A 26,035-nucleotide genomic window follows, 5' to 3' on the forward strand; every position below is an offset into this window, starting at 1 on the left:
CTTCCTCTATGCCAGATCAGGGGGCCGCTGGCCCCCTGATTCCTGTGCTGGCGGTGGTGGGCGTGGGCCTGATCGGCGGTTCCTTTGCCGCGGCCTTGCGCCAGGCCGGGCAGGTGGGTCGGGTGCTGGGGGTAGGGCGCAATGCGCAGTCCCTGGCGCGCGCGGTCGAACTGGGCCTGATCGACGAGGCCGTCAGCGCCGAAGACGCCGCTGCCCGCGCCGACCTGGTTTTCCTGGCCACGCCCGTGGGCGGCCTGCGGGACGTGCTCGCGCGCATGCTGCCGCACCTGGCCGACCACGTGGTGCTGACCGATGGCGGCAGCACCAAGGCCGAGGTCGTTGATGCCGCCCGCGCGGCGTTGGGTGGGCGCATCGGCCAATTCGTGCCGGGCCACCCGATCGCGGGCGCCGAACGCACGGGCCCTGAAGCGGCCGACCCGTCGCTGTACCGCGGCCGTTGCGTCATCCTGACCCCGCAGCTCGAAAACAGCGCGGCATCCATCGCGCTCGTGCGCGACGCCTGGCAAGCCTGCGGCGCCAATGTGATCGACATGGACGCCGAGGCGCACGATCGCGTGCTGGCTTCGGTCAGTCATTTGCCCCATTTGCTGTCGGCCGTCTACATGGAGCAGGTCGCCACCGCCGATGACGCCGCGACCCGCCTGGCGCTGGCCGGCAGCGGCTTTCGCGATTTCACCCGCATCGCCGCCGGTTCGCCCGAGATGTGGCGCGATATTTTTCTGTCCAACCGCGGCGCCATGCTGACCGAAATCGCGGCCGTGCGCGCCGTGCTGGATCGTGCCGAGCGCGCGATCGACGGCGGTGATGGCGCGGCCTTGCTGGCGCTGCTGGACACGGCGGCGCGGGCGCGTCGCCATTGGCGCAAGGAGTAGCTGACATGGGCGCTTTGCCTTTCCTGGATCTGCCGCGCGTGCGGCGCGCGCAGGGCGTGATGGCCTTGCCGGGCTCCAAGAGCATTTCCAACCGCGTGCTGCTGCTGGCGGCCATTGCCGACGGCGCCACCACGATCACCGGGCTGCTCGATTCCGATGACACGCGCGTGATGCTGGCCGCGCTGCGCCAATTGGGCGTGGCGGTGTCCGACCTTGAAAATGGTCAGGTCACCGTGCAGGGCGTACGCCGCTTTCCGGCGGATGCCGCCGACCTCTTCATGGGCAATGCCGGTACCGCCATCCGGCCGCTGACGGCGGCGCTGGCCCTGATGGGCGGCGACTACCGCCTGTCGGGCGTGCCGCGCATGCACGAACGCCCCATCGGCGACCTGGTCGACGCGTTGACCGCCCTGGGTGCGCGCATCGATTACCTGGGCCAGCCGGGCTATCCGCCCCTGCACATCGGCCGTGGCCAGATCGCCGCGCCGGCCATCACCCGGGTGCAGGGATCGGTGTCGAGCCAGTTCCTGACCGCCTTGCTGCTGGCCGCGCCGCTGCAGGCGGGGCAGAGCGGCCAGCCCGTCGTCATCGAGGTCGTCGGCGAGCTGATCTCCAAGCCCTACATCGAGATCACCCTGAACCTGATGGCACGCTTTGGCGTGACCGTGTGGCGCGATGGCTGGAGCCGCTTCACCATCGAAGGCGGCGCCCGCTACCGCAGCCCCGGCCGCATCGCAGTCGAGGGCGATGCGTCCACGGCCTCGTATTTCCTGGCCTTGGGCGCCATCGGTGGCGGCCCGCTGCGGGTGACCGGCGTGGGCGCCGACAGCATCCAGGGCGACGTGAAGTTCGCCGATACGCTGGCCGCCATGGGCGCCAACGTCACCTACGGCGACGACTGGATCGAGGTGACGGGCGTGCACGTGGCCGAAGGCGGTCGGCTGAAGGCCTTCGATACCGACTTCAACCTGATTCCCGATGCCGCCATGACGGCCGCTGCGCTGGCCCTGTATGCCGACGGTCCGTGCCGCCTGCGCAACATCGGCAGCTGGCGCGTCAAGGAAACCGACCGCATCCACGCCATGCAGACCGAGCTGGAAAAGCTGGGTGCGCAGGTAGAATCGGGGCCGGATTGGCTGCGCGTCACTCCGCCCGCCGAAGGCGCCTGGCGCGACGCGCACATCGGCACCTGGGACGACCACCGCATGGCGATGTGCTTTTCGCTGGCCGCGTTCGGCCCGGCGGCGGTGCGCATCCTTGACCCGGGCTGTGTCAGCAAGACGTTCCCGGGTTACTTTGATGTCTATGCCGGCCTGGTGTCGGCGTAGCGCTCACGGGCCGCGGCCCCTTCCTTTCCCATGACTTCCACAGATTCAAGCGTGACTTGCACCGCTCCCGTCATCACCATCGACGGCCCTACCGCGTCGGGCAAGGGCACCGTCGCCCATCGCGTGGCCAAGGCGCTCGGCTGGGCGGTGCTCGATAGCGGCGCGCTGTACCGGCTGACCGCCCTGGCCGCCATCAACCAGGGCGTGGACGCTGCCGACGAGCCCGCCGTGGCGCGGGTGGCCGAAACGCTGGATGTGCGATTCGATGGTCCTCACGTCTACCTCGAAGGCGCCGACGTCGGCCACGAGATCCGGCGCGAAGCGGTCGGCAATTTCGCGTCGCGCGTGGCTGCGTTTCCGGGGGTGCGGCAGGCCCTGCTCGAGCGCCAGCGGGCCTTCCGCCTGCCTCCCGGCCTGGTGGCCGACGGGCGCGACATGGGCACCGTGGTGTTCCCGGATGCGTCCCTGAAAGTGTTCCTGGTGGCCGATGTGGTCGCTCGGGCCGAGAGGCGGCGTAAGCAGTTGATCGAAAAGGGAATTTCTGCTAATCTAGATGACCTCCTACGAGATATGCGCGAGCGGGACGCCCGCGACACCCAGCGTGCCACGGCGCCTTTGGCCCCCGCGGCAGATGCAAAGGTACTGGATTCGTCTGATTTGACGATTGCAGAAACCGTGCAGGCCATCCTGGATTTCTGGCAGTCCGCAGCGCAGTCGTAGAGCTCAGTCCGTAGTACCACTTTTTTCTTATAGGCCCTGCGCTAGCCAGGCGACACCCCCACGGGACACCCCGCAAGGGCAAACCGGCAGGCAGGTATTTTGACTCCACTGTGGCGGGCAATCCGCTGCGGTGTGTTCTTAACGGCCATTTCGGCCCAATGGATTTCAACCCCATGTCTTCCGTTTCCACTACCGCCGCCGGCGGCGAAAGCTTCGCCGACCTTTTCGCACAAAGCCTCAAGAGCCAGGACATGAAGTCCGGCGAGGTCATCAGCGCCGAAGTCGTGCGCGTCGACCACAATTTCGTCGTCGTCAACGCCGGCCTGAAGTCCGAAGCGCTGATCCCCCTGGAAGAGTTCCTGAATGACCAGGGCGAGCTCGAAGTGCAACCCGGCGATTTCGTCTCGGTGGCCATCGATTCCCTGGAAAACGGCTACGGCGACACGATCCTGTCGCGTGACCGCGCCAAGCGCCTGTCGGCCTGGCTGCAACTGGAAAAGGCCCTGGAAAACGGCGAACTGGTTACCGGCACCATCACCGGCAAGGTGAAGGGCGGCCTGACCGTCATGACCAACGGCATCCGCGCGTTCCTGCCGGGTTCGCTGGTGGATCTGCGTCCGGTCAAGGACACCACCCCGTACGAAGGCAAGACCCTCGAATTCAAGGTCATCAAGCTCGACCGCAAGCGCAACAACGTCGTGCTGTCGCGTCGCCAGGTGCTGGAAGCCAGCATGGGCGAAGAGCGTCAGAAGCTGCTCGAAACCCTGCACGAAGGTGCGGTGGTCAAGGGCGTGGTCAAGAACATCACCGACTACGGCGCGTTCGTGGACCTGGGCGGCATCGACGGCCTGCTGCACATCACCGACATGGCCTGGCGCCGTGTGCGTCACCCCTCCGAAGTCCTGCAAGTGGGTCAGGAAGTCGAAGCCAAGGTCCTCAAGTTCGACCAGGAAAAGAGCCGCGTCTCGCTGGGCGTCAAGCAACTGGGCGAAGATCCGTGGGTGGGTCTGGCTCGTCGCTACCCGCAAGGCACCCGTCTGTTCGGCAAGGTCACGAACCTCACCGACTACGGCGCGTTCGTTGAAGTCGAAGCCGGCATCGAAGGCCTGGTGCACGTCTCCGAAATGGACTGGACCAACAAGAACGTCGATCCGCGCAAGGTCGTGACCCTGGGCGAAGAAGTCGAAGTCATGGTCCTGGAAATCGACGAAGACCGTCGTCGTATCTCGCTGGGCATGAAGCAGTGCCGCCAGAACCCGTGGGAAGAGTTCGCCACCAACTTCAAGCGTGGTGACAAGGTCCGCGGCGCCATCAAGTCGATCACCGACTTCGGCGTGTTCGTCGGCCTGCCCGGCGGCATCGATGGCCTGGTTCACCTGTCCGACCTGTCGTGGACGGAAACCGGCGAAGAAGCCGTGCGCAACTTCAAGAAGGGCGACGAGATCGAAGCCGTGGTTCTGGGCATCGATACCGACAAGGAACGCATCTCGCTGGGCATCAAGCAGCTGGAAGGCGACCCCTTCAACAACTTCGTTGCCACGTTCGACAAGGGCGCCGTGGTTCCGGGCACCATCAAGTCGGTCGAAGCCAAGGGCGCCGTCGTGACGCTGTCCGTGGACGTCGAAGGCTACCTGCGCGCTTCCGAGATCTCCTCGGGCCGCGTCGAAGATGCCACCACCGTCCTGACCGCCGGCGAGAACATCGAAGCCATGATCGTCAACATCGACCGCAAGACGCGTTCGATCCAACTGTCGATCAAGGCCCGCGACAACGCCGAAACCGCCGAAACGATCCAGCGCATGTCCGATGCCAGCGCCTCGTCCGGCACCACCAACCTCGGCGCGCTGCTGAAGGCCAAGCTGGACCAACAGCGCAACGACGGTTAATTCGTGACCAAGTCGGAGCTGATCGCCGCCTTGGCGGCCCGCTATCCTCAGCTGGCCGCCCGCGACACCGATTACGCGGTCAAGACCGTGCTCGACGCAATGACCCAGGCCCTGGCCTCGGGTCAGCGCATCGAGATCCGCGGTTTTGGCAGCTTCTCGTTGTCGCAGCGGTCTCCCCGCATCGGTCGCAATCCGAAGTCCGGCGAACAAGTGCTGGTACCTGGCAAACAGGTGCCGCACTTCAAGGCCGGCAAGGAATTGCGCGAGCGGGTGGACTTGGTCGGCGGCAATGACGAGGACGCTCAATCCTCTGGATCGAGTGAACCGATGCCGTCCATGGCAGGTCTTCACGCCATGCATTGACGACACGGCCAGCAAGGCTGCCTTCGGGCAGATCGGACCGCGAGCAACGCCCCTTGAGCAATCAAGGGGCTTTGTTTTTTGGGGCCTCCCTGGAGGGGTGGAGGTCGCTTACAATTGACCCTCTTGAATACTTAGGAGCATGCGTCATGCGCTACCTTGTCTGGGCCCTGCGATTGCTCGTGTTCGTGGCGGTATTGATGTTCGCACTCAAGAACACCGATCCCGTCGCCGTGAAGTTCTACGCCGATTACGTCGTGCAGGACGTACCGCTGATCGTCGTCATGTTGGTGGTTTTCGTGGTGGGCGCTCTGTTCGGCCTGCTCTTGACCGTGCCCGCCGCCATGCGCCGTCGCCGCGAGGCCATTCGCCTGCGCCGCGAACTCGACCGTGTGCAGGCTGCCGTCAATGGCACCACGCCCGTCGTGCCGCCGGAAGCCGTCGCGCCGATGTCGCCGCTGTGATGGCGCTGCAGACTCCGCACGCCCTTATTCCCGTACTGAATTACCGCAAGAGCCCGCATAGTGGATTTTGAACCTTGGTGGTTGATATTCGTGCCGGTGTTGTTCGCGCTTGGCTGGTTGGCCGCGCGCTTCGACATCCGGCAGATGCTCCGGGAAACCCGCAGCCTGCCCGATTCCTATTTTCGGGGCCTGAACTTCCTGCTCAATGAGCAGCCCGACCGCGCCATCGACGCGTTCGTCGAGGTCGCCAAGCTCGACCCCGAAACCACTGAACTGCACTTCGCGCTGGGTAGCCTGTTCCGCCGTCGCGGCGAAATGGAACGCGCCATCCGCGTGCACCAAAGCCTGCTGAACCGATCCGACCTGCCTGCGGCTGAGCGCGAGCACGCGCAGCACGAACTGGCGCAGGATTTCCTCAAGGCGGGCATGCTGGACCGCGCCGAGAGCGGGTTCGAGCAGCTCAAGGACACCCGCTACGCCTTGCCGGCGCTGCGTTCGCTGATCCGCATCTATGAGTCCGAGCACGATTGGCCGCGCGCCATCGAGGCGGTCAAGACGCTGCACGGCCTGGTCGACGAACCGGTGCCGCAGATCGTGCATTACTACTGCGAGCAGGCGGCCACCGCGCTGGCGGCCAAGCCGCCCAATGTCGATGCCGCGCATACGGCGCTTGATGCTGCCGACCACGCGCTGTCTACGGCCGATGCGGGCATGTCGAGCAAGGGCTCCATGGTGCGCACCGCCATGTTGCGCGCGCGCCTGGCCTTGCTCGAGCAAGATCCCAAGCGCGAACGCCTGTACCTGGAATCGGTCATGACCGACGCGCCCGAGTACGCCGGGCTGGTGGCCGAACAGCTGCTGGCCAACTACCGTGCGGCGGACCAGGCCGCGGCCGGCCTGGACCTGCTGCAGCGCCAGTACGCACGCCATGCGTCCCTGGACCTGTTCAATGTCGTGTTCCGCGAATTGCGCGTGCAGCAAGGGTCTGCGCCTGCCTGGGCGTTCGCGCGCAGTGCCTTGCGCAGCCATCCTTCGCTGCTGGGGCTGGACCGCCTGCTCGAAGCCGAACTCGCCAATGGCGAAGGCGCCACCGAACAAGGCCCGGTTCCCGGTGCCGACCTCACGCTGCTGCGCAGCCTGATCCACAAGCATACGCAACGTCTGGACCGCTACGCGTGCCGGAGCTGCGGTTTTCAAGCGCGCCGCTTCTACTGGCAATGCCCGGGCTGCAATGCCTGGGAGACCTACGCGCCGCGTCGTCTGGAAGAACTTGAATGAAGCCCTTTCCCGCCGAATCCATTTCGCATAGCCGCGTGCTCGTGGTGGGCGATGTCATGCTGGACCGTTACTGGTTCGGTGAAGTCGAACGCATTTCCCCCGAGGCGCCGGTACCCGTGGTGCGCGTGGCGCGCCGTGAAGACCGTCTGGGCGGCGCGGCCAACGTGGCCCGCAACGTGGCGGCCTTGGGCGGCCATGTCACCCTGGTCGGGGTGCTGGGCGAAGACGAGGCCGGCGACAGCGTGCGCCGCCTGTCTTCCGAAGCCGGCATCCAGGCTGACCTGATCACCGATCGCAGCCTGCACACGACGCTGAAGATGCGTGTGTTGGGCCGTCAGCAGCAACTGCTGCGGGTCGACTTCGAACAGCATCCGGCGCAGGAAGCGCTGGACAGCATCGACGCCGCCCTGGCTCGCCATCTGGCCAACCACGACGTCGTCGTGCTGTCCGACTACGCCAAGGGCGTATTGGCACGGGTCGAGTCGCTGATCGCCCTGGCCCGCAGTGCCGGCATTCCGGTGCTGGTCGATCCCAAGGGCGACGACTACTCGCGCTATCGCGGCGCGACGCTGGTGACGCCCAACCGCTCTGAAATGCAGCAGGCCGTGGGCCGCTGGAACACCGAATCCGAACTGACCGATCGGGCGCAGCGCCTGCGCGCCGATCTGGACCTGGAAGCCCTGCTCGTGACCCGTTCCGAGCAAGGCATGACTTTGTTTACCGACACGGGCCGCGAACACATCGACGCGCAGGCGCACGAGGTCTTCGACGTGTCCGGCGCGGGCGATACCGTGCTGGCCACGCTGGCGGTCTCGCGCGCCATCGGGTTGCCGTGGGTGGATGCCATGGGCTGGGCCAACCGGGCCGGCGGCATCGCCGTGGGCAAGCTTGGCACGTCCGTCGTCACCGCCGCCGAATTGGCAGGAGAACTCTCATGATCGTCGTAACCGGAGCCGCGGGCTTCATTGGCAGCAATCTGGTGCGGGGCCTGAACCGCCGCGGCATTCAGGACATCATCGCGGTCGACGACCTGACCGAAGGCGACAAGTTCGTCAACCTGGTCGACTGCAAGATCGCCGACTACATGGACAAGGACGACTTCCGTCGCCGCGTCGCGGACGGCAGCTTGCCGAAAATCCGCGCGGTGCTGCACCAGGGCGCCTGCTCGGACACCACCGAGCGCAACGGCCGCTACATGCTCGACAACAACTACCGCGTCACGCTGGAGTTGTTCGAATTCTGCCAGGCGCGCCGCATTCCGTTCCTGTATGCCTCGTCGGCCGCCGTCTACGGCGGTTCGTCCGTCTACGTCGAAGACCCGGCCAACGAAGGGCCGCTGAACGTCTACGGCTATTCCAAGCTGCTGTTCGACCAGGTGCTGCGCACCCGCATGGACAGCCTGACGGCGCAGGTCGTGGGGCTGCGTTATTTCAACGTCTACGGGCCACACGAGCAGCACAAGGGCCGCATGGCGTCGGTGGCGTTCCACAACATGAACCAGTTCCTGGAACATGGCCATGTGCGCCTGTTCGCGGGTTGGGACGGGTATGTCGACGGCGGCCAGAGCCGCGACTTCATCTCGGTGGAAGACGTGGTGGCCGTGAACCTGCATTTCCTGGATCACCCCGAAACGTCCGGCATCTTCAACTGCGGCACCGGCCGCGCGCAGCCGTTCAACGATGTCGCCGCGGCGGTGGTGAACACCTTGCGCGCCGAGCGTGGCGAAGCGCAACTGACGCTGGCCCAGTTGGTCGAGCTGGACCTCATTCGCTACATCCCGTTCCCTGACGACCTGAAGGGCCGCTACCAGAGCTACACCCAGGCCGACGTGAGCCAACTGCGCGCGGCGGGCTTCACTGCGCCCATGCGCGATGTGCAGACGGGCGTGGCGGAGTACGTGCGCTACTGGCGCGCCCGCAAGTAACGTTGCCGCGCCGACTGTCGCCGGGCCTGTGCGATGCGGGGCCTTGGCGCAGATCTGCCGTCCCGAGAAAACCACCGTCCATGCGGTGGTTTTTTTCGTCCGGCGTAGTTGCCGGGGTGGATGCAACCATTCACTGCGCGAGCATCGCCGGGGGTGGCCGGGCCATGATCAGGTCGTGGTGCAACAGCCGTTGCGCCGCCCTTATCCGGAGACCTGTTCATGAATCCCTTTTTGAATTCCACCGTGGCGACCCACGTGGCGACCCGTTCTGCAGCGCCTTGGCGCCGGCCGTGGCCGGCGGCGGCCACGGGGCGCCGCGTGTGGCGGCGGGCGCTGGGCACGGCCTTGCTGGCGGCGGGCCTGGCCAGCGCCCCCGCCTGCGCGGTCGACGTCAATGGCGCGACTGCGCAGCAGCTCGAGGGTATTCGCGGCATCGGTCCGCGTACGGCGGAAACCATCGTGCGCGAACGCGATCGCGGCGGCAAGTTCGAATCGCTGCAGGACCTGGCCGAACGCGTGCGCGGCATCAGCGCCAAGAAAGCCCAGGCGTTGGAGGCGGCCGGCCTGACCGTCGGTGGCGCCACGGCTGCCAAGCCCCCGGCGGCAGTCGACCCTGCGGCAAGCCCGCCCCGACCTGGCGCCAAGCCCGCCACGCCCGGCGCTGCGGCACCCAGCCCCGGCAGCACCAAGGCGGGGGCTTCGGGCCCATCGACCAAGCCTGCCGCCGCGGCGCGGACACGCCCCTGACCCTGTCATGAACCCCTGGCGCGAGCGAGGCTTTTCGCCGCCGCCCGCGCCGGGGAGGGTTATGATCGGCGTCATGACTACCACCTATCCCACCATCGAGCAGACCGTCGGCAATACGCCGTTGGTGCGTCTGCAGCGCATCCCCGGAGCCGCGGGCGCCGCGCGGGGCAACGTCATCCTGGCCAAGCTGGAAGGCAACAATCCCGCAGGTTCGGTCAAGGACCGCCCGGCGCTGTCCATGATCAAGCACGCCGAAGCGCGTGGCGACATCAAGCCGGGCGACACGCTGATCGAAGCGACCAGCGGCAATACCGGCATCGCCCTGGCCATGGCGGCTGCCATGCGCGGGTATCGCATGATCCTGATCATGCCCGACAACCTGTCGGTGGAACGCCGCGCCGCCATGACGGCTTATGGCGCCGAGCTGATCCTGACGCCGGCCGACAAGGGTGGCATGGAATATGCCCGCGACCTGGCCACCGAAATGCAGGCCGATGGCCGGGGCGTGGTGCTGGACCAGTTCGCCAACCCCGACAACCCCCGAGCCCATGTCGAAACCACCGGCCCTGAAATCTGGAACCAGACGGACGGCCGCGTGACGCACTTCGTCAGCGCCATGGGCACCACGGGCACGATCATGGGGGTGTCCACCTACCTGAAATCGCGCAACCCCGCGGTGCAGGTGGTGGGTGCACAGCCGGCCGAAGGGTCGTCCATCCCCGGCATCCGCAAGTGGCCCGAGGCCTATCTGCCCAAGATCTTCGATCGCAGCCGTGTCGACGCCTACGAATCCATCGAACAGGCCGATGCCGAGGTCATGGCGCGCCGCCTGGCTTCCGAAGAAGGCATCTTCGGCGGCATTTCGTCGGCGGGCGCCCTGGTGGCGGCCCTGCGCGTGGCCGAGCGCGTCAATGACGCGACCATCGTGTTCATCGTCTGCGACCGCGGCGACCGTTACCTGTCTACCGGCGTCTTCAACTGATTCTCCCCCGGGCCATCTTGTCTCGGCCCAAAAAAAGCCCTGCGTCCCGGAACGTCTCCGGTGCGCAGGGCTTTTGCTTTCAGGGCGTCAATGGGCGCCCTGAGGCTTATTCCGGCTGGATGTTGGCGTCTTTCATGACCTTGATCCAGCGCGCGCTTTCGGCCAGGTTGAAGGCCTCGGCTTCCTGGTAGCTCATCGTGCTGGGCAGGGTGCCTTGCGACTTCAGGGCTTCGATCACCTTGGGCGACTGCGAGGCTTCGACCATGGCCTTGTTCAGCTTGGCAATGATGGGTTCGGGCGTGTCCTTGGGCACCCACATGCCGTACCAGGTGACGATGTCAAAGCCCGGCAAGCCGTTTTCGGCGATGGTGGGCACGTCGGGCAGCTCGGCCAGGCGGGCCTTGGTGGTGACGGCCAGCGGGCGCACCTTGCCGCTCTGGATCAGGGGCAGGGCGGGGGCCAGCGGCGCGTACATCAGGTCGACATGGCCGCCGGCCACGTCCGTCAGGGCAGGGCTGCTGCCGCGGTAGCCCACGTGGGAGATCGACGCCTTGGTCGTGGTGTTGATCAGTTCGCCAGCCAGGTGCGGCAGGGTCGCCACGCCGGGGGACGCGAAGCTGAGCGTGCCGGGTTGAGCCTTGGCCTGGGCGATCAGCTCGCCGAAGGTCTTGAACTTGGAATCCGGCGGCACTACGGCGACCATGGGCACCGTGCCCAGCACGCCGACCATGCGGAAATCCTTGATGGGATCGAAGGTCAGGCTCTTGAATTGTGCGGGGTAGATGCCCTGCACGGACGGGTTCATCAGCACCGTGTAGCCGTCGGCCGGAGCGCGCGCCACCTGGGCGGCGCCGATGGTGCCGCTGGCGCCGGGCCGGCTTTCGATCACCAGCGGATGGCCCAGGATTTCTCCCATGCGCACCGCGATCACGCGGCCCACGACGTCGGTCGGACCGCCCGCCGCCCACGGCATGATCACGCGGATCGGCTTATCGGGATAGGCGTCCTGCGCCTGCGCGCTGGCCAGCGGCAGGGCCGCGATGGCGATCGCCGAACCCACCGCGGCGAGCAAAGTGCGCTTGTTCATCTGCTGTCTTCTCCTACAAAGGTTAGATTGGCCGAGGGCAGGGCCGCGAGCAGCAACCCCTTGACCTCTTCCAGTTGTTTTCCAGTGGCGGCTTCGTTTTTCTGCATGCGCCCCAAGGGGCCGGCCACCACGATGGCGAAGGGTTGCTCATAGGCGCGAAAGCCCAGCGAGATGGACATCACGTCCTCGACGTTTTCGCCGATGGACCGTTGCCAGCCGCGCTGGATACCCGCCTGCAGGTCGCGTTCGAAGTCGGCCTGGCTGGTGAGCGTGGTTTCGGTATAGCGGGTGAATCCCGTATAGGTCTTGAACCATTTCTGGCGTTCGTCTTCGGTCAGCACCGACAGCAGGGCCTTGCCCGAGCTGGTGGCGTGCGCCGCCTTGAAGCCGCCAGGCTGATGTGAAAAGCGGATGGTCTGCTTGGATTCGGCCACGATCAGGTACACCACCTTGTCGTCGGCCAGCTTGGCCAGCAGCGCGGTTTCGCCCGTGATGTCGCGCACCCGCGCCAGCACCGGCTCGATCACCGCGTTCAGGGGGTCGCTGCGACAGATCAGCGTGGCGACGTGGATCAGCTTCTGGGTGGGGTAATAGCCGTGCTTCTTGCCGATTTCATAGAGGTAGCCGCGCGCGACCATGGTCTTGAGCAAGCCATGGCAGCTGGACAGCGGGATCTCCATTTGCGCGGCGATTTCGCTGTACAGCAACGGCTTCTGCGCCTCGGCAAAGAGGTTCAGGACATCGAGGACCCGAGCGGCTGTTTTCACATCCATGATGATATTATCCTATACGTGATAAATTTATGTCAATTCGCAGTTAATCGCCTAGGAGTTGCGACGCATGAGATGGAAGAACCGTCCCGAGGGATCGAACTGGGGGGACTTCGGCCCTGATGACCAAAGAGGTTGCCTGAATTACATCACTACCGCCAACGTGATGAAGGGGATCCAGGAAGTCCGCGAGGGGTTGAGCTTCTGCCTGTCGTTGCCGCTGGACTACCCGGGGGGCAACGGCGTCAATGTCCGGCGCCATCCGCCCAAGCTGCGCCCCACCGAAAGGGATGGCGACCAGTACCTGAACTTCCCGCTGGGACGGCTGCGCCCGGGCTGTGTCGACGTGCTGAGCGACGACATCGTCGAGATGAGCCTGCAGTACTCGACCCAATGGGATTCGCTGGCGCACGTGGGCGCGCTGTTCGACGCCAATGGCGACGGCCTGCCCGAACGCGTCTACTACAACGGCTACCGGCCCAATGAGCACGTGGTGGGTCCCGTGGACTACGACGTGGACAACGGCTTTGCCAAGACCGACCTGGGTCACGGCGGCGCGTCGAACGCCAAGAAGCTGGACATCACCCACCTGGCCGAATCGTGCCTGCAAAGCCGGGGCGTGATGGTCGACCTGGCCCGGCACTACGGCCGCGAACAGAAGGCGGTGGGCTACGACGACCTGATGCGCATTCTTGAGGCCGATCGGATCGAGATCGAGCAGGGCGACATCGTGCTGTTCCATACCGAGTTCGGCGATGCGCTGCTGGAAAAGAACCGCCAGCCAGACCCCCACACCCTGCACGAGATCTGCGCCGGCCTGGACGGCAGCGACGACAAGCTCCTGCAGTGGATCACCGATTCGAAAGTGGCCGCCATGGCGTCGGACAATCATGCGCTGGAGATCTACCCCACGCAAAAGCCGAACGCCTGCTGCGCAGCGCTGCCCCTGCATCATCATTGCATCTTCAAGTTGGGCATGCCCATCGGCGAGATGTGGTACCTGGGCGCGCTTGCCCGCTGGCTGGCCGCCAACGGCCGCAGCCGGTTCCTGTTGACCGCGCCGCCGTTGAACCTGCCCGGCGCGGTGGGCTCGCCCGCCACGCCCGTGGCCACGGTGTGAGGGTCGGCGGGCGGGCAGCACAGCGATAATGCCCGCCCGCCGCCGTTCAGGTCGTCATGCCGACCTGCGCGGTACCGGAATGTCGCCGGCGCCGCGCCTGTCCTGGCGTGTTGCCATCAGCGTCCGACCCGGGCCTCGATTTCGCTGGCCAGGTCGGCCACCGAGGTGGCGTAGAAGTAGCTGCGGTTGTACTTGGTCAGCGCGAAGAAGTTGGGCGTGCCGACGCGGTATTGCGCGGTGCCGCGGGCTTCTTCGACCAGGTCCACGACGCCCAGCGGCTGGCTGCCCCAGCCGGTGCTCGAGGCCCCGGGCTGCAGGCGCGCGCCCGCGGTGGTCAGGCTGGTCCAGCTTTGCTTGGGTTCCAGGCCGCCATCGACCAGCGCCGTGGGGTCCGCGGGCAGGGTTACCGGTGCGAACACCGGCAGGCCGCGCTGCCAGCCATGCTGCGCCAGGAAGCTGCCCACCGACATGATCGCGTCGCGGGTGTTGTTGGTCAGGTCGATATGGCCGCTGTCGTCGCCATCCACCGCGTAGTGCTTGATGCTGGTGGGCATGAACTGCGGCATGCCGATGGCGCCCGCGTACGAGCCGCGGGTTTCGAGATCCAGCTTGCCGTTCATGACCAGCGTCAGGAAGTCGGCCAGCTGGCCGCGGAACATGGTGGCGCGTTCGGGCTTGGCCGGGTCCGGGTAGTCGAAGGCCAGCGTGGCCAGCGCGTCGAGCACCCGGAAGTTGCCCATGTTGCGGCCATACAGCGTTTCAACGCCGATGATCGACGCGATGATCGGGGCCGGCACGCCGAAGCGCTGCGCCGCCTGGTTGAGCTGGTCGCGATGCTCGTTGTAGAACTCCACGCCCCAGCCGATGCGCTTGGGTTCCACGAAGCGCGAACGGTAGGTCAGCCAGCTGCGCCAGATTTTCTTGCCCGGGGGCGACGGCGCGATCAGGCGTGCCACCGTGGCGTTGTAGCGCGCGCCTTCCAGCGCCGACACCATCGGCTTGAGCGGCAGGTTGCGTTCGGCCGCCAGCGACTCGACGAAAGCGCGCACCTCGGGGCGCAGGGCGCCCGAGGGCGTCAGGGTGGCCGGGCCGTCATCCGCCACATCGGAGCCGGGTGTCGGCGCAGTGGGTCCGATGCGGATGGGGGTAGTGCCAGTGGCCGCCGGCGCCAGGGCGGCGGTCGAATTCGGGGCGGTGGGAGCGGTGGTGGAACACCCGGCCAGGAGGGCCGTCAGGGTTCCGAGTTGCAGTATTCGCCGACAGATGAACATAATCTTCCTTATGGAGACCATGTATCTTACCCACCCGGCATGCCGCTTGCATGAAATGGGCAGTTGGCATCCGGAGAGCCCACAGAGGCTGGATGCCATTTCCGACCAATTGCTCGCCAGCGGCTTGATGCCTTATCTGGACGACCGGCAGGCGCCCCAGGCGTCCCGCCACGACCTGCTGCGCGTGCACACTGTCCAGTATCTGGACAGTTTGCGCGAACATACGCCGGACCACGGGTATTACCCGATAGATCCCGACACCCTCATGAACCCGCATACCTACGAAGCCGCGCTGCACGCCGCCGGCGCGGGGGTGGCGGCGGTCGACGCGGTGATGGGCGGCGAGGCCCGCACGGCCTTTTGTGCGGTGCGTCCGCCGGGGCACCACGCCTGCCGCTCGCAGGCCATGGGCTTCTGCTTCCTGAACAACGTGGCCATCGCGGCCCGCCATGCGCTGGATTTCCACGGCCTGTCGCGGGTGGCCATCGTCGATTTCGACGTGCACCACGGCAATGGCACCGAAGATGTCTTCGCAGGCGACGACCGCGTGCTGATGTGCAGCTTTTTCCAGCACCCGTTCTTTCCCAACAGCGGCACCGCCGACCCGGCCGCCAACATGCTGAACGTGCCGGTCGCCGCCTATACGACGGGCGCGGCCGTGCGCCCCATCGTCACCGATACCTGGCTGCCGCGCCTGGAAGCGCACCGCCCGGAACTCATCTTGATATCAGCCGGCTTCGATGCCCATCGCGAGGACGATATGGGGCAGATGGGGCTGGTGGAGGCCGACTATGCCTGGATCACCGAGCAGCTCGTGGATGTGGCCGAACGCCACTGCCAGGGCCGGATCGTCAGCACGCTCGAGGGCGGTTACAACCTGTCCGCCCTGGGCCGCAGCGTCGTGGCGCATATACGGGCGCTGGCGAAGCTGTAGAATCAGGAAAAAATTGTGCAATGCGATCCCGGCGCATCGTCGGGTAATTAATTTCCATTTGGAGGCAGCGGGATGAAGGTGTTGGTACCTGTCAAGCGCGTCGTTGACTACAACGTCAAGGTGCGCGTCAAGTCTGATCAGACTGGCGTGGATATCGCCAATGTGAAGATGTCCATGAACCCCTTTGACGAAATCGCCGTCGAAGAAGCCACCCGCCTGAAGGAAAAGGGCGCCGTGGCCGAAGTCGTGGCGGTTTCTTGCGGCGTTGCGCAATGCCAGGAAACCCTGCGCACCGCCATGGCAATCGGTGCCGACCGCGGCCTGCTGGTGCAGACCGACGCCGAACTGCAGCCGCTGGCCGTGGCCAAGCTGCTCAAGGCCCTGGTCGACAAGGAACAACCGCAACTGGTGATCCTGGGCAAGCAAGCCATCGACGACGACGCCAACCAGACCGGCCAGATGCTGGCCGCGCTGCTGGACTGGCCGCAAGCCACGTTCGCCAGCAAGGTCGAGCTGGCCGACGGCAAGGTCACGGTCACCCGTGAAGTCGACGGCGGCCTGGAAACCCTGACGCTCAAGCTGCCCGCCATCATCACCACCGACTTGCGCCTGAACGAGCCGCGTTACGTCACGCTGCCCAACATCATGAAGGCCAAGAAGAAGCAACTGGACACCGTCACGCCGCAAGACCTGGGCGTGGACCCCGCGCCGCGCCTGAAGACCCTCAAGGTCAGCGAGCCGCCCGCCCGCAAGGCCGGCATCAAGGTGGCCGATGTCGCGGTCCTGGTGGACAAACTCAAGAACGAAGCGAAGGTGGTCTGAGATGACGACGCTGGTTATTGCCGAACACGATAACGCCCAGCTCAAGGGCGCAACCCTGAACGCCGTCGCCGCCGCCGCCAAGATCGGAGGCGACGTCCATGTGCTGGTCGCCGGCGCCAACGCCCGTGCCGTGGCCGACCAGGCCGCGCAAGCGGCCGGCGTGGCCAAGGTGCTGCTGGCCGATGCCCCGCAACTGGCCGACGGCCTGGCCGAAAACGTCGCGGCCCAGGTGCTGGCCGTGGCCTCGAACTACAGCCACATCCTGTTCCCGGCCACCGCCTCGGGCAAGAACGTGGCGCCGCGCGTGGCCGCCAAGCTCGACGTCGCCCAGATCTCGGACATCATCGGCGTGGAATCCGCCGATACCTTCCAGCGCCCGATCTACGCCGGCAACGCCATTGCCACCGTGCAATCGGCCGACGCGGTCAAGGTCATCACCGTGCGTACCACCGGCTTTGACGCCGTGGCTGCGCAGGGTGGCTCGGCCACCGTGGAAGACGTCGCCGCCGTGGCCGATTCGGGCCTGTCGAGCTTCGTCGGCCGCGAAGTCGCCAAGAGCGACCGTCCGGAACTGGCCGGCGCCCGCGTCGTCGTGTCCGGCGGCCGTGGCCTGGGCAGCGCCGAGAACTTCAAGATCCTGGATCCGCTGGCTGACAAGCTGGGCGCCGCACTGGGCGCCTCGCGCGCTGCCGTCGACGCCGGCTACGCCCCCAACGACTGGCAGGTCGGCCAGACCGGCAAGATTGTTGCGCCGCAGCTGTATGTGGCGGTGGGCATCTCGGGCGCCATCCAGCACTTGGCCGGCATGAAGGATTCGAAGGTCATCGTCGCCATCAACAAAGACCCCGAAGCGCCGATTTTCGGCGTGGCCGATTATGGCCTGGTCGGTGACTTGTTCCAGGTCGTGCCCGAACTGACGGGCGCGCTGTAAGCCTCGATAATCCAGGGGTACCGAAACCCGCGGGCATTATGTCCGCGGGTTTTTTCATGCCCGGCTGACAATCGCAACTATTTGATATTTACCTACTAAAACTTTTGATCTTTGGAAAGATTCTGATAATGTGTTCCGCGCGCAGCTGGATTCGCGCAAGTGCTTGGCCTGTACATAACGAAGGAGATTCGGGATGGATTGGTTCTTTGACACTCTGCGAAAGTATCCGGAGCTTGCAATCTTCCTTACCCTGGGTCTGGGGTATTGGATAGGGGCCAAGAAAATATTCGGATTCAACCTGGGGGCGGTGACCGGCACCTTGCTGGTCGGTGTGCTGGTTGGCCAGCTCGACATCACCATCGCCCCCATCGTCAAGCAAGTCTTTTTCCTGTTGTTCCTGTTCGGCCTGGGTTATGGCGTCGGACCACAGTTCTTTCGCGGCATGAAAAGCGATGGCCTGCCCCAGGTCATCTTCGCCGTCGTCATCTGCGTCATCTGCTTGTTGGTCACCTGGGCGACCGCCGTGGGTTTCGGCTTCGATGCCGGCACGGGCGCGGGCCTGCTGGCTGGCGCGCAAACGATTTCGGCCGTGATGGGCGTGGCTACCGACACGATCAACGGCCTGGGTATCGACGCGGCGACCAAGAAGAAATGGATCGACAGCATTCCGGTGGCCTATGCCGTCTGCTACATCTTCGGCACGGTCGGCAGCGCCTGGCTGCTGGCATCGCTGGGCCCCAAGCTGATGCGGGTGGACATCGTCAAGGAGTGCAAGGAGTACGAGGCCAAGATGTCCGGCGGGTCTGATTCGATGGAACTGTCCGGCTACCGCAAGTTCATTGCGCGGGCCTACAAGCTCGAGCACATGGAGTTCGTCGGCAAGACCGTCGGTGATCTGGAGTCGCGATTTGTGGAGGCGCGCGTATTCGTCGAGCGCATACGCCGCGGCGACCAGATCATCGACAACGATTCCACCACCGTGCTGCAGGCGGGCGACGTGCTGGGCGTGACGGGCCGGCACGACGCACTGGTGTTGCAGGCGGCGGGCATCATCGGCACCGAAGTCGAGGATCGCGACCTGCTGAGCCTGCCAGCCGAAGTCATCGAGGTGGTGCTCACCAACAAGAACCTCGCGGGCAAGACCGTCAAGGAAATCTCGGAACTCGAAGCCGTGCGCCAGCTGGGCCGCGGCGTGTTCCTGCGCAAAGTGGTGCGCGGCGGGCACGAGATGCCGATCAACTGGGGCTTGAAGCTGGACCGCGGCGATCACCTGTTCATCCTGGGCGCCAAGCGCGACGTGGAGCGGGTGGTCGACAAGGTGGGCTACGTCGACCGTCCCACCGAGCAGACCGACATGGTGTTCGTCGGCTTCGGCATCCTGCTGGGCGGCCTGTTCGGCTCGCTGGTGCTGACCGTGAGCGGTATCCCCATCACCTTGTCGACCTCCGGCGGTTCGCTGATCGCCGGCCTCATCTTCGGTTACCTGCGGTCGGTGCATCCGACTTTCGGGCGGGTGCCGGAGCCCGTGCATTGGTTCCTGACATCGGTCGGCCTGACGGCCTTCGTGGCGGTGGTCGGCATCAGTTCGGGGCCGGGCTTCGTGCTGGGCTTCCAGCAATTGGGGGCCAAGCTGTTCGTCGCCGGCATCATCGCGACCAGCGTGCCGATGATTCTGGGGGTGTTCATCGCCCGCTACATCTTCAAGTTCCACCCCGCCATCGTGCTGGGTGTCTGCGCCGGCGCCCGCACCACCACGGCGGCTATCGGGCAGATCACCGAGACCGCCAAGAGCCAGGTGCCCGCGTTGGGCTACACCGTGCCTTATGCCATCGGCAATACCTTGCTCATCATCTGGGGCATCGTCATCGTCATGTTGATGACCTAGCGGGAACGTCCCGCCCGCGCAGCGCGGGCGGGGCATCAAGCGGATACGGGGAAAATCCCCGGCAAGCGCCTGTCAAATCGCAAACCAGGAGTACTGAATAATGGCTTCCACCGCGCCTCTCACCGTCAGCCTGGCCTCGGCCCTGAAAACCACCCGTTCCCGCCAGCGTGACCTGGAGCAACTGTCGCCGTTCGAACTGAAGGATTACCTGATCACCCTGGCCAAGGACAGTCAGCAGACCGCCGCGCTGACCATGTTGAATGCCGGTCGCGGCAACCCCAACTGGATCGCCACCGAACCGCGCGACGCGTTCTTCCTGCTGGGCCAGTTCGCCATGAAGGAAGCGCGCCGGGTGCGCGACGACGGAATTCTGGCGGGCATGCCGCCCAAGAAGGGTTGCGCCGACCGGTTGCGCAAGTTCCTGTCCAAGAACAAGGGCGCCGCCGGCGCGGATTTCCTGGCCGGGGTGCTGGAATACGGCGTCAAGATCAAGAACTTCGTGCCGGATGAATGGATCCATGAACTGACCGACAGCATCATCGGCGACAACTACCCCGTGCCGCCGCGCTCGCTGGTGCACCTGGAGCAGGTGGTGCACGACTACCTGATCAAGGAAATGTGCGACGGCCGCCCGCCCAAGGGCAAGTTCGATCTGTTCCCGGTCGAAGGCGGCACGGCGGCCATGTGCTACATCTTCGACTCGCTGATGCAGAACGGCCTGCTCAAGCAGGGCGACACCATTGCGCTGTTCCTGCCCACCTTCACGCCTTACATCGAGATCGCGCACCTGGAGCGCTTCCAGTTCAAGATCGTGGCCATCAATGCCAGCAGCGTGCGCGCTGACGGCACGCATGATTGGCACTATCCGGCGTCGGAGATCGCCAAGCTGGAGAACCCCAAGATCAAGCTGGCGGTGACGGTGAACCCCAGCAATCCGCCTTCCGTCGCCTTCAGCCCGGTCGAGATGAAGCAGATCGTCGGCCTGATCCGCAAGAATCCGGACCTGGTGCTGGTGACCGATGACGTGTATGGCACGTTCGTGCCGAACTTCCGTTCGCTGATGGCCGAGGTGCCGCACAACACCATCTGCGTCTATTCGTTCTCGAAGAATTTCGGTTGCACGGGCTGGCGCCTGGGCGTGATCGCCACCCACGAGAAGAACACGATGGACCGCCGCATCGCCGAGCTGCCCGCGTCATGGAAGCAGCGTCTGAACAAGCGCTATGGCGCCATGACGATGGAACCCGAAAAGCTCAAGTTCATCGACCGGATGGTGGCCGACAGCCGCAACGTGGCGCTGAACCACACCGCCGGCCTGTCGCTGCCGCAGCAGGTGCAGATGGGCTTTTTCGCGTTGTCGCACCTGCTGGACCTGAAGGATGCGTACAAGCACCTGACGATGCAGATCGTGCGGGCTCGCCGCGACGCGCTGTGGCGCGGCCTGGGCGCGCCGCTGCCGCCGGAAGACCCGATGCGCGGCTGGTACTACGTCGAGCTGGACTTCATGGTGTGGGCCAAGAACACCTATGGCGACGCCTTCTGCAAGTACATGACGACGAACTACGAACCGGTGGACTTCCTGTTCCGCCTGGCCGAGAAGTCGGGCGTGGTGCTGATGGATGGCGGCGGCTTTGGCGGCCCGCCGTGGTCCATCCGCATCTCGCTGGCCAACCTGGACGACGGCGATTATTCCAAGATCGGCAAACATATGGTCGAGGCCGCCACGGAATACGTCGAGGCCTGGAAGGCCGGTCAACTGGTGCGTTCGGGTCCCACCGCGGGCAAGGGCCAGACGGTCAAGGCATCGGCCGCCAAGCGCAAGGCCGGTGGCAAGAACGCCGCCAAGAAGGCCGTGAAAAAGGCGGTGAAGCAGGCCGCCAAGGCGGAACGTTCCGCCAAGAAGGCCACGGCAGGCAAGTAGCAGGCAGCGGCAACCACCAGGGCGACATGACCTTATGACGTGCTCAGTCGGGTTTTTCAATAGCGTTCCCATCGCGGTGCTGTTCCTGACGGTGGGGTTGGGATACCTGATCGGCAAGCTCAAGGTCGGGCCGATTCAACTGGGCGGCGTGTGCGGCACGCTGATCGTCGCCCTGTTGATCGGCCAGACCGGCTGCCAGATGCGCGGCGACCTGAAAGAGGTCGCGTTTGCCCTGTTCATCTTCGCCATGGGCTACTCGGGCGGGCCGCAGTTCTTTGCCAACCTGAACCGCTCCAGCCTGCGCTACATCCTGCTGCCGGTGATCGAAGCCTTGCTGGTGCTGACCATCGTGCTGGCGGCCGTGCCGCTGTTCGGGCTGGACGCGGGCACCGCGGCCGGCCTGGCGGCGGGGGCGGCGACCGAATCGGCGGTGGTGGGCACCGCCGCCGAGGCGCTCAAGCACCTGGGCCTGCCCGATGCCGACGTGCAGCGCATGGAAGCCAATATCGCCACGGCCTACACGCTGACGTATCTGGTGGGGCTGATCAGCATCGTTTTCTTTACCAGCCAGGTGGCGCCGGCCCTGCTGCGCATCAACCTGCGCGAGGCATCCAAGGCGCTGGAGGAAAAACTGGGCGTGGCTTCGGGCGAAAGCGAAGACAGCAATCTCCCGACGTTGCCGCGTCTGGTGGGGCGTTCGCACGTGGTCAAGGACGCTGACGGCAAGACGGTGGCCGAGGTCGAGGCGGCCCTGGGCGGGCGCACGGCCATCAGCCGCATCCTGCGCAATGGCGAAGCGGTCGAACCTGTGCCCGATGACGCGCTGGCAACCGGCGACATCGTGGTGGTGCTGGGACTGAGGCGATTCGCGTTGCGCGCCGGCTCGGTGATCGGCCCGGAAATCCAGCTGCCCGAGGCGCATGCCGACGATCTGCAGTTGAGCGAACGGGTGGTGATCGTCAGCAAGAAGTCCGTCAACGGCCACACCTTGGGTGAACTGGCGCAGCGGCCGGGAGCCAAACAGGCTCGTGGCGTGTTCCTGCAATCGATCCAGCGGTCCGGCCACCTGTTGCCCGTCACGCCCGCCACGGTGCTTCAGTACGGCGACCTGGTGACGCTGGTGGGCGCCGAACCGGAACTGTCCGTGGCGGGGGCGGCGCTGGGCAACGAGCTGCGCCGCAGCGGCGTGACCGATCTGGTGTTCCTGGCATTCGGCATCCTGGCGGGGCTGCTGGTGGGGAGCCTGAGCGCCCGGCTCTGGGACATTCCGGTGTCGCTGGGCAGTGGCGGTGGCGCCCTGGTCAGCGGCCTGGTGTGCGGCTGGATCAACGCCAAACGGCCCGCGGTGGGGCATATGCCCGATCATGCCGTCCAGTTGCTCAAGGACCTGGGGTTGGCGATTTTCGTGGCCTGCGTCGGCTTGTCGGCGGGGCCCGAGGCGGTGTCGCTGATCCGCGACCACGGTGCCGTGCTGCCCCTGATCGGGCTGCTGGTCTCGCTGGGGCCGGCCTGCCTGTCACTATGGGTCGGCCACAAGCTGCTCAAGATTGAAGGGCCGTTGCTGGTGGGGGCCATTGCCGGCCAGCACGTCAGCACGCCGGCCATCAGTGCGATCCTGGGGGCGAGCGGCAGCGCCGTGCCGCTGCTGGGCTATACCGTCACCTACGCCATCGCCAACGTGATGCTGCCGGTGCTGGGGCCGATCATCGTGTCGCTGGCCCATCACCTGCGTTGAGGCGCCGGCGACTTTGCGGGCTGCACGCCCGCAAAGCGCGGCTGAGGGTTTAAGATCGGTTAGGGAAACCACCAAGACCGCCCATCGACCCGCGCCATGCGTGTCACCGAAGGCGGCGCCCCCCCGCACACCGCCCCGCCCGCCGTCACGGACGAGAGGCTCATGGAGACACGATGCCCTACCTTACCCCGCTGCAGGACTTCCGCTTTGCGCTGAAAGAACTGGCCGGCCTGGACGACGTCCTGAAGCTGCCCGGCTTCGAAGAGGTGACGCCCGATCTGGTGGATGCCATCCTGGAAGAAAACGGCCGCTTCGTCGAGCAGGCGATTGCCCCGCTGAACGTGCCGGGCGACACCCGGCCGCCCGTCTGGAACGACGGCCACGTGACGGCAACGCCCGGCTATGCGCAAGGATTCAAGGACTATGCCGCCGGGGGCTGGCAGGGCCTGCAGCATCCGCAGGCCTGGGGCGGACAGGGGCTGCCCAAGCTGGTCGCCGCCGCACCCGGCGAAAACATCCAGGCGGCCAGCCTGGCGTTCTCGTTGTGCCCCATGCTGACCGATGGTGTGATCGAGGCCATCCTGACCGTGGGCTCCGAGGAGCAGCGCAAAAAGTTTGTCCCCAATTTGATCGGCGGCAAGTGGACGGGCACCATGAACCTGACCGAGCCGCAGGCCGGTTCGGACCTGGCCCAGGTGGCCACCCGCGCCGTGCGCCAGGAAGACGGTACGTACCGGCTGTCCGGCCAGAAGATCTTCATTACCTATGGCGAGCACGACCTGGCTGAAAACATCATCCACCTGGTGCTGGCACGCACGCCGGACGCCCCGCCGGGGGTGAAGGGCATTTCGTTGTTCATCGTGCCCAAGTTCCTGGTGGGGGCCGACGGCAGCCTGGGGGCGCGCAACGATGTCTGGTGTGCGTCGCTGGAGCACAAGCTGGGCATACACGGCAGCCCCACCGCGGTGCTGCTGTATGGCTCGGGCAAGGGCGAGGCGGGCGAGGGCGCGGTCGGTTACCTGGTAGGCGAGCTGAACCGCGGGCTGGAATACATGTTCATCATGATGAACGCCGCCCGGTATTCGGTGGGGCAGCAGGGCATCGGCGTGTCCGAGCGTGCCTACCAGCACGCGCTGGCCTATGCGCGCGAGCGGGTGCAGGGGCGGGCGGTGGAAGGCTCGGCCGCACCGGTCGCCATCGCGCGCCATCCGGACGTGCAGCGCATGCTGCTGACCATGAAGGCGCTGACCGAGGCCGCGCGGGCCGTGTCCTACGTGACAGCGGCGGCGCACGACAAGGGCACGCATCATCCCGATCCCGAGCAGCGCGCCCGCAACCGGGCGTTCTATGAATACATGGTGCCCATCGTGAAGGGCTTTTCGACCGAATCCGCCGTCGAAGTGGCGTCGCTGGGTATCCAGGTGCACGGCGGCATGGGCTACATCGAAGAGACCGGCGCGGCGCAGTATTACCGCGATGCCCGCATCCTGCCCATCTATGAAGGCACGACCGCGATCCAGGCCAACGACCTGGTCAGCCGCAAGACGCAACGCGATGCGGGCGCCACTGCCTTCGCCGCCATCTCTGCCATGCGCGAGACGTTGCGGGCCGTCGAGGCCGAATCCTCGCGCGCCTCGGCGCCCGAGCGTGACGGGCTGCGCCTGCTGCGTGACAACCTGGACAGCGCCATCCAGGCCTACGAGGCCGGCGTGGAGTTCATCCTGGAGCAATCGGCCGCGAACATCCGGGCCGTCTATTCCAGCAGCGTGCCTTATCTGATGCTGGCTGGCGTGGTGCATGGCGGCTGGCAGATGGCGCGCGCCGTGCTGGTGTGCCGCCGGCGCCTGGCCGCGGGGTCGACCGATCCGCTCCACCGCGAGAAGCTCGCCACCGGATTGTTCTACGCGGCGCACATCCTGCCGCGTGCCCTGGCCCTGTCGGCCGCGGTGCGTGCCGGGGTAGTGGCCGATGCCTGCGGGGCCGCTGCGAATATTGCATAAGGTTATATGCCTTGCGTATTTCCCCTGCAACAGGTTTGATGGAAGAATCGTTTTCACGGGCGGCTCCTGCCGCCGCCGGAACGATTACCCGGCTGGTCACCGGGCCTGGAGGCCAGCCGGTTCCGTAAACCTGAATGCGCACGAGAGGAGACACCATGAGTCATCTACGCCTGGGCGATACCGCCCCCGATTTCGAACAGGAATCCTCGGCCGGCCCGATCCGCTTCCATGAGTATCTGGGCAATAGCTGGGGTGTCCTTTTTTCGCATCCGGCCGACTTCACGCCGGTCTGCACGACCGAGCTGGGCTACACCGCCAAGCTGGCCGATGAATTCGCCAAGCGCAACGTGAAGGTGCTGGCCCTGTCCGTGGACGGCGCCGATTCGCACAGCAAGTGGATCGAAGACATCAACGACACGCAGTCCACCAAGGTCAATTTCCCGATCCTGGCCGACAAGGACCGCAAGGTGTCCGAGTTGTACGACATGATCCACCCGAACGCCAACGCCACGCTGACGGTGCGCTCGGTGTTCATCATTGATCCGAACAAGAAGGTCCGCCTGACCATCACGTACCCCGCCAGCACGGGGCGCAACTTCAATGAGATCCTGCGCGTCATCGACTCGCTGCAGCTGACCGACAGCCACAGCGTGGCCACGCCGGTCAACTGGGAAGACGGCGACGACGTGATCATCGTGCCGTCCCTGCAGGACGAAGCGGTGATCAAGCAGAAGTTCCCGAAGGGTTACAAGGCCGTGCGTCCGTACCTGCGGATTACGCCGCAACCGAATAAGTAAATAAGGAAATCGTGCGCAAGGCGGCGCGTGCCGCCTTGCCCGATTTCGGCGGGCAGTGCCCGTACAGCCGCGTTTTCCCCTGGGAAGGCGCGGCTTTTTTGCGTTCCGGGGGGCGCCGCCGACCGCCGCGCTATATGCCTGGGAGCGATGAGCAATCAAAGAATGATTCGTTCCGTTCAG

The 26,035-nt window shown here is 65.6% G+C and carries 23 protein-coding genes; 20 read left to right on the forward strand and 3 right to left on the reverse strand.

What is annotated here, in order from left to right; genetic code table 11:
* Positions 1-8 precede the first annotated feature (8 nt).
* The 11 genes from ACUDP5_RS07345 to cysM all read left to right on the forward strand — a co-directional run bounded on the left by ACUDP5_RS07345 (position 9) and on the right by cysM (position 10,582).
* Positions 9-893, forward strand: coding sequence for a prephenate dehydrogenase/arogenate dehydrogenase family protein (locus ACUDP5_RS07345; RefSeq protein WP_263910680.1), 885 nt, complete (start codon positions 9-11; stop codon positions 891-893).
* 5 nt (positions 894-898) lie between these two features.
* The gene (gene aroA, locus ACUDP5_RS07350) at positions 899-2,221 is read left to right on the forward strand and encodes a 3-phosphoshikimate 1-carboxyvinyltransferase (protein ID WP_445658465.1); all 1,323 of its coding nucleotides are present in this window, start codon (positions 899-901) and stop codon (positions 2,219-2,221) included.
* A 51-nt stretch (positions 2,222-2,272) separates the two neighbouring features.
* Entirely contained in the window at positions 2,273-2,941 is a 669-nt protein-coding gene (cmk, locus tag ACUDP5_RS07355; protein ID WP_445658466.1) for a (d)CMP kinase, read from the forward strand.
* Between the two features lie 173 nt (positions 2,942-3,114).
* Positions 3,115-4,827: a 30S ribosomal protein S1 gene (gene rpsA, locus ACUDP5_RS07360; RefSeq protein WP_263910684.1), complete on the forward strand. Its 1,713-nt coding sequence runs from the start codon at positions 3,115-3,117 to the stop codon at positions 4,825-4,827.
* Positions 4,828-4,830: 3 nt separating this feature from the next.
* On the forward strand, positions 4,831-5,190 hold the full coding sequence (locus ACUDP5_RS07365; protein WP_006388263.1) for an integration host factor subunit beta: 360 nt from the start codon (positions 4,831-4,833) through the stop codon (positions 5,188-5,190).
* A gap of 146 nt (positions 5,191-5,336) precedes the next feature.
* The gene (locus ACUDP5_RS07370) at positions 5,337-5,651 is read left to right on the forward strand and encodes a lipopolysaccharide assembly protein LapA domain-containing protein (protein ID WP_025140167.1); all 315 of its coding nucleotides are present in this window, start codon (positions 5,337-5,339) and stop codon (positions 5,649-5,651) included.
* Between the two features lie 60 nt (positions 5,652-5,711).
* The gene (gene lapB, locus ACUDP5_RS07375; RefSeq protein WP_263910685.1) at positions 5,712-6,929 is read left to right on the forward strand and encodes a lipopolysaccharide assembly protein LapB; all 1,218 of its coding nucleotides are present in this window, start codon (positions 5,712-5,714) and stop codon (positions 6,927-6,929) included.
* On the forward strand, positions 6,926-7,867 hold the full coding sequence (gene rfaE1, locus ACUDP5_RS07380; RefSeq protein ID WP_263910688.1) for a D-glycero-beta-D-manno-heptose-7-phosphate kinase: 942 nt from the start codon (positions 6,926-6,928) through the stop codon (positions 7,865-7,867). Before lapB ends, rfaE1 begins: the two co-directional genes overlap by 4 nt.
* On the forward strand, positions 7,864-8,853 hold the full coding sequence (gene rfaD, locus ACUDP5_RS07385; RefSeq protein WP_263910689.1) for an ADP-glyceromanno-heptose 6-epimerase: 990 nt from the start codon (positions 7,864-7,866) through the stop codon (positions 8,851-8,853). The genes rfaE1 and rfaD overlap by 4 nt, the downstream gene beginning before the upstream one ends.
* Positions 8,854-9,072: 219 nt before the next feature.
* Entirely contained in the window at positions 9,073-9,600 is a 528-nt protein-coding gene (locus ACUDP5_RS07390) for a DUF655 domain-containing protein (protein ID WP_445658467.1), read from the forward strand.
* 73 nt (positions 9,601-9,673) lie between these two features.
* Positions 9,674-10,582 carry a cysteine synthase CysM gene (gene cysM / locus ACUDP5_RS07395; protein WP_263910692.1) on the forward strand — a complete coding sequence of 303 codons (909 nt, stop codon included), beginning with the start codon at positions 9,674-9,676 and terminating at the stop codon, positions 10,580-10,582.
* A gap of 106 nt (positions 10,583-10,688) precedes the next feature.
* Here cysM and ACUDP5_RS07400 read toward each other — a convergent pair whose 3' ends face one another.
* Positions 10,689-11,669 (reverse strand): Bug family tripartite tricarboxylate transporter substrate binding protein, encoded by a 981-nt coding sequence (locus ACUDP5_RS07400; RefSeq protein WP_263910694.1) that lies wholly within the window; start codon positions 11,667-11,669, stop codon positions 10,689-10,691.
* A complete protein-coding gene (locus ACUDP5_RS07405) occupies positions 11,666-12,442 on the reverse strand; it encodes an IclR family transcriptional regulator (protein WP_263910696.1) in 777 nt (258 codons plus the stop codon). Before ACUDP5_RS07405 ends, ACUDP5_RS07400 begins: the two co-directional genes overlap by 4 nt.
* A gap of 67 nt (positions 12,443-12,509) precedes the next feature.
* Between ACUDP5_RS07405 and ACUDP5_RS07410 the strand changes: the two genes are divergently transcribed.
* Positions 12,510-13,559 (forward strand): cyclase family protein, encoded by a 1,050-nt coding sequence (locus ACUDP5_RS07410; protein WP_445658468.1) that lies wholly within the window; start codon positions 12,510-12,512, stop codon positions 13,557-13,559.
* A gap of 116 nt (positions 13,560-13,675) precedes the next feature.
* Here ACUDP5_RS07410 and mltB read toward each other — a convergent pair whose 3' ends face one another.
* Complete coding sequence (mltB, locus tag ACUDP5_RS07415; RefSeq protein WP_445658469.1) at positions 13,676-14,830, reverse strand: lytic murein transglycosylase B; 1,155 nt, start codon at positions 14,828-14,830, stop codon at positions 13,676-13,678.
* Between the two features lie 10 nt (positions 14,831-14,840).
* Here mltB and ACUDP5_RS07420 point away from each other — a divergent pair, with 10 nt between their 5' ends.
* The 8 genes from ACUDP5_RS07420 to ACUDP5_RS07455 all read left to right on the forward strand — a co-directional run bounded on the left by ACUDP5_RS07420 (position 14,841) and on the right by ACUDP5_RS07455 (position 25,855).
* Positions 14,841-15,764, forward strand: coding sequence for a histone deacetylase family protein (locus tag ACUDP5_RS07420; protein WP_175195352.1), 924 nt, complete (start codon positions 14,841-14,843; stop codon positions 15,762-15,764).
* Between the two features lie 72 nt (positions 15,765-15,836).
* On the forward strand, positions 15,837-16,586 hold the full coding sequence (locus ACUDP5_RS07425; RefSeq protein ID WP_445658470.1) for an electron transfer flavoprotein subunit beta/FixA family protein: 750 nt from the start codon (positions 15,837-15,839) through the stop codon (positions 16,584-16,586).
* 1 nt (position 16,587) lies between these two features.
* Positions 16,588-17,517 (forward strand): electron transfer flavoprotein subunit alpha/FixB family protein, encoded by a 930-nt coding sequence (locus tag ACUDP5_RS07430; protein ID WP_445658471.1) that lies wholly within the window; start codon positions 16,588-16,590, stop codon positions 17,515-17,517.
* A gap of 193 nt (positions 17,518-17,710) precedes the next feature.
* A complete protein-coding gene (gene aspT / locus ACUDP5_RS07435; RefSeq protein WP_263910703.1) occupies positions 17,711-19,402 on the forward strand; it encodes an aspartate-alanine antiporter in 1,692 nt (563 codons plus the stop codon).
* Positions 19,403-19,502: 100 nt separating this feature from the next.
* Entirely contained in the window at positions 19,503-21,323 is a 1,821-nt protein-coding gene (locus tag ACUDP5_RS07440) for a bifunctional aspartate transaminase/aspartate 4-decarboxylase (RefSeq protein WP_263910704.1), read from the forward strand.
* Positions 21,324-21,357: 34 nt separating this feature from the next.
* Positions 21,358-23,058 (forward strand): aspartate-alanine antiporter, encoded by a 1,701-nt coding sequence (gene aspT, locus ACUDP5_RS07445; RefSeq protein WP_445658472.1) that lies wholly within the window; start codon positions 21,358-21,360, stop codon positions 23,056-23,058.
* Between the two features lie 173 nt (positions 23,059-23,231).
* Positions 23,232-25,058 carry an acyl-CoA dehydrogenase gene (locus ACUDP5_RS07450; RefSeq protein ID WP_445658473.1) on the forward strand — a complete coding sequence of 609 codons (1,827 nt, stop codon included), beginning with the start codon at positions 23,232-23,234 and terminating at the stop codon, positions 25,056-25,058.
* 155 nt (positions 25,059-25,213) lie between these two features.
* A complete protein-coding gene (locus tag ACUDP5_RS07455) occupies positions 25,214-25,855 on the forward strand; it encodes a peroxiredoxin (RefSeq protein ID WP_025140182.1) in 642 nt (213 codons plus the stop codon).
* Positions 25,856-26,035 lie beyond the last annotated feature (180 nt).

Source organism: Achromobacter sp. NCFB-sbj8-Ac1-l (genome assembly GCF_052695805.1).

Coding starts and splice junctions, on each gene's coding strand:
- rpsA (WP_263910684.1), top strand. CDS start 3,115: ATGTCTTCCGTTTCCACTACCGCCGCCGGCGGCGAAAGCTTCGCCGAC.
- cysM (WP_263910692.1), top strand. CDS start 9,674: ATGACTACCACCTATCCCACCATCGAGCAGACCGTCGGCAATACGCCG.
- ACUDP5_RS07405 (WP_263910696.1), bottom strand. CDS start 12,442: ATGGATGTGAAAACAGCCGCTCGGGTCCTCGATGTCCTGAACCTCTTT.
- ACUDP5_RS07370 (WP_025140167.1), top strand. CDS start 5,337: ATGCGCTACCTTGTCTGGGCCCTGCGATTGCTCGTGTTCGTGGCGGTA.
- ACUDP5_RS07390 (WP_445658467.1), top strand. CDS start 9,073: ATGAATCCCTTTTTGAATTCCACCGTGGCGACCCACGTGGCGACCCGT.
- ACUDP5_RS07440 (WP_263910704.1), top strand. CDS start 19,503: ATGGCTTCCACCGCGCCTCTCACCGTCAGCCTGGCCTCGGCCCTGAAA.
- rfaD (WP_263910689.1), top strand. CDS start 7,864: ATGATCGTCGTAACCGGAGCCGCGGGCTTCATTGGCAGCAATCTGGTG.
- ACUDP5_RS07430 (WP_445658471.1), top strand. CDS start 16,588: ATGACGACGCTGGTTATTGCCGAACACGATAACGCCCAGCTCAAGGGC.
- aroA (WP_445658465.1), top strand. CDS start 899: ATGGGCGCTTTGCCTTTCCTGGATCTGCCGCGCGTGCGGCGCGCGCAG.
- ACUDP5_RS07410 (WP_445658468.1), top strand. CDS start 12,510: ATGAGATGGAAGAACCGTCCCGAGGGATCGAACTGGGGGGACTTCGGC.
- ACUDP5_RS07450 (WP_445658473.1), top strand. CDS start 23,232: ATGCCCTACCTTACCCCGCTGCAGGACTTCCGCTTTGCGCTGAAAGAA.
- ACUDP5_RS07455 (WP_025140182.1), top strand. CDS start 25,214: ATGAGTCATCTACGCCTGGGCGATACCGCCCCCGATTTCGAACAGGAA.
- rfaE1 (WP_263910688.1), top strand. CDS start 6,926: ATGAAGCCCTTTCCCGCCGAATCCATTTCGCATAGCCGCGTGCTCGTG.
- aspT (WP_445658472.1), top strand. CDS start 21,358: ATGACGTGCTCAGTCGGGTTTTTCAATAGCGTTCCCATCGCGGTGCTG.
- ACUDP5_RS07345 (WP_263910680.1), top strand. CDS start 9: ATGCCAGATCAGGGGGCCGCTGGCCCCCTGATTCCTGTGCTGGCGGTG.
- mltB (WP_445658469.1), bottom strand. CDS start 14,830: ATGTTCATCTGTCGGCGAATACTGCAACTCGGAACCCTGACGGCCCTC.
- ACUDP5_RS07400 (WP_263910694.1), bottom strand. CDS start 11,669: ATGAACAAGCGCACTTTGCTCGCCGCGGTGGGTTCGGCGATCGCCATC.
- ACUDP5_RS07425 (WP_445658470.1), top strand. CDS start 15,837: ATGAAGGTGTTGGTACCTGTCAAGCGCGTCGTTGACTACAACGTCAAG.
- ACUDP5_RS07420 (WP_175195352.1), top strand. CDS start 14,841: ATGGAGACCATGTATCTTACCCACCCGGCATGCCGCTTGCATGAAATG.
- aspT (WP_263910703.1), top strand. CDS start 17,711: ATGGATTGGTTCTTTGACACTCTGCGAAAGTATCCGGAGCTTGCAATC.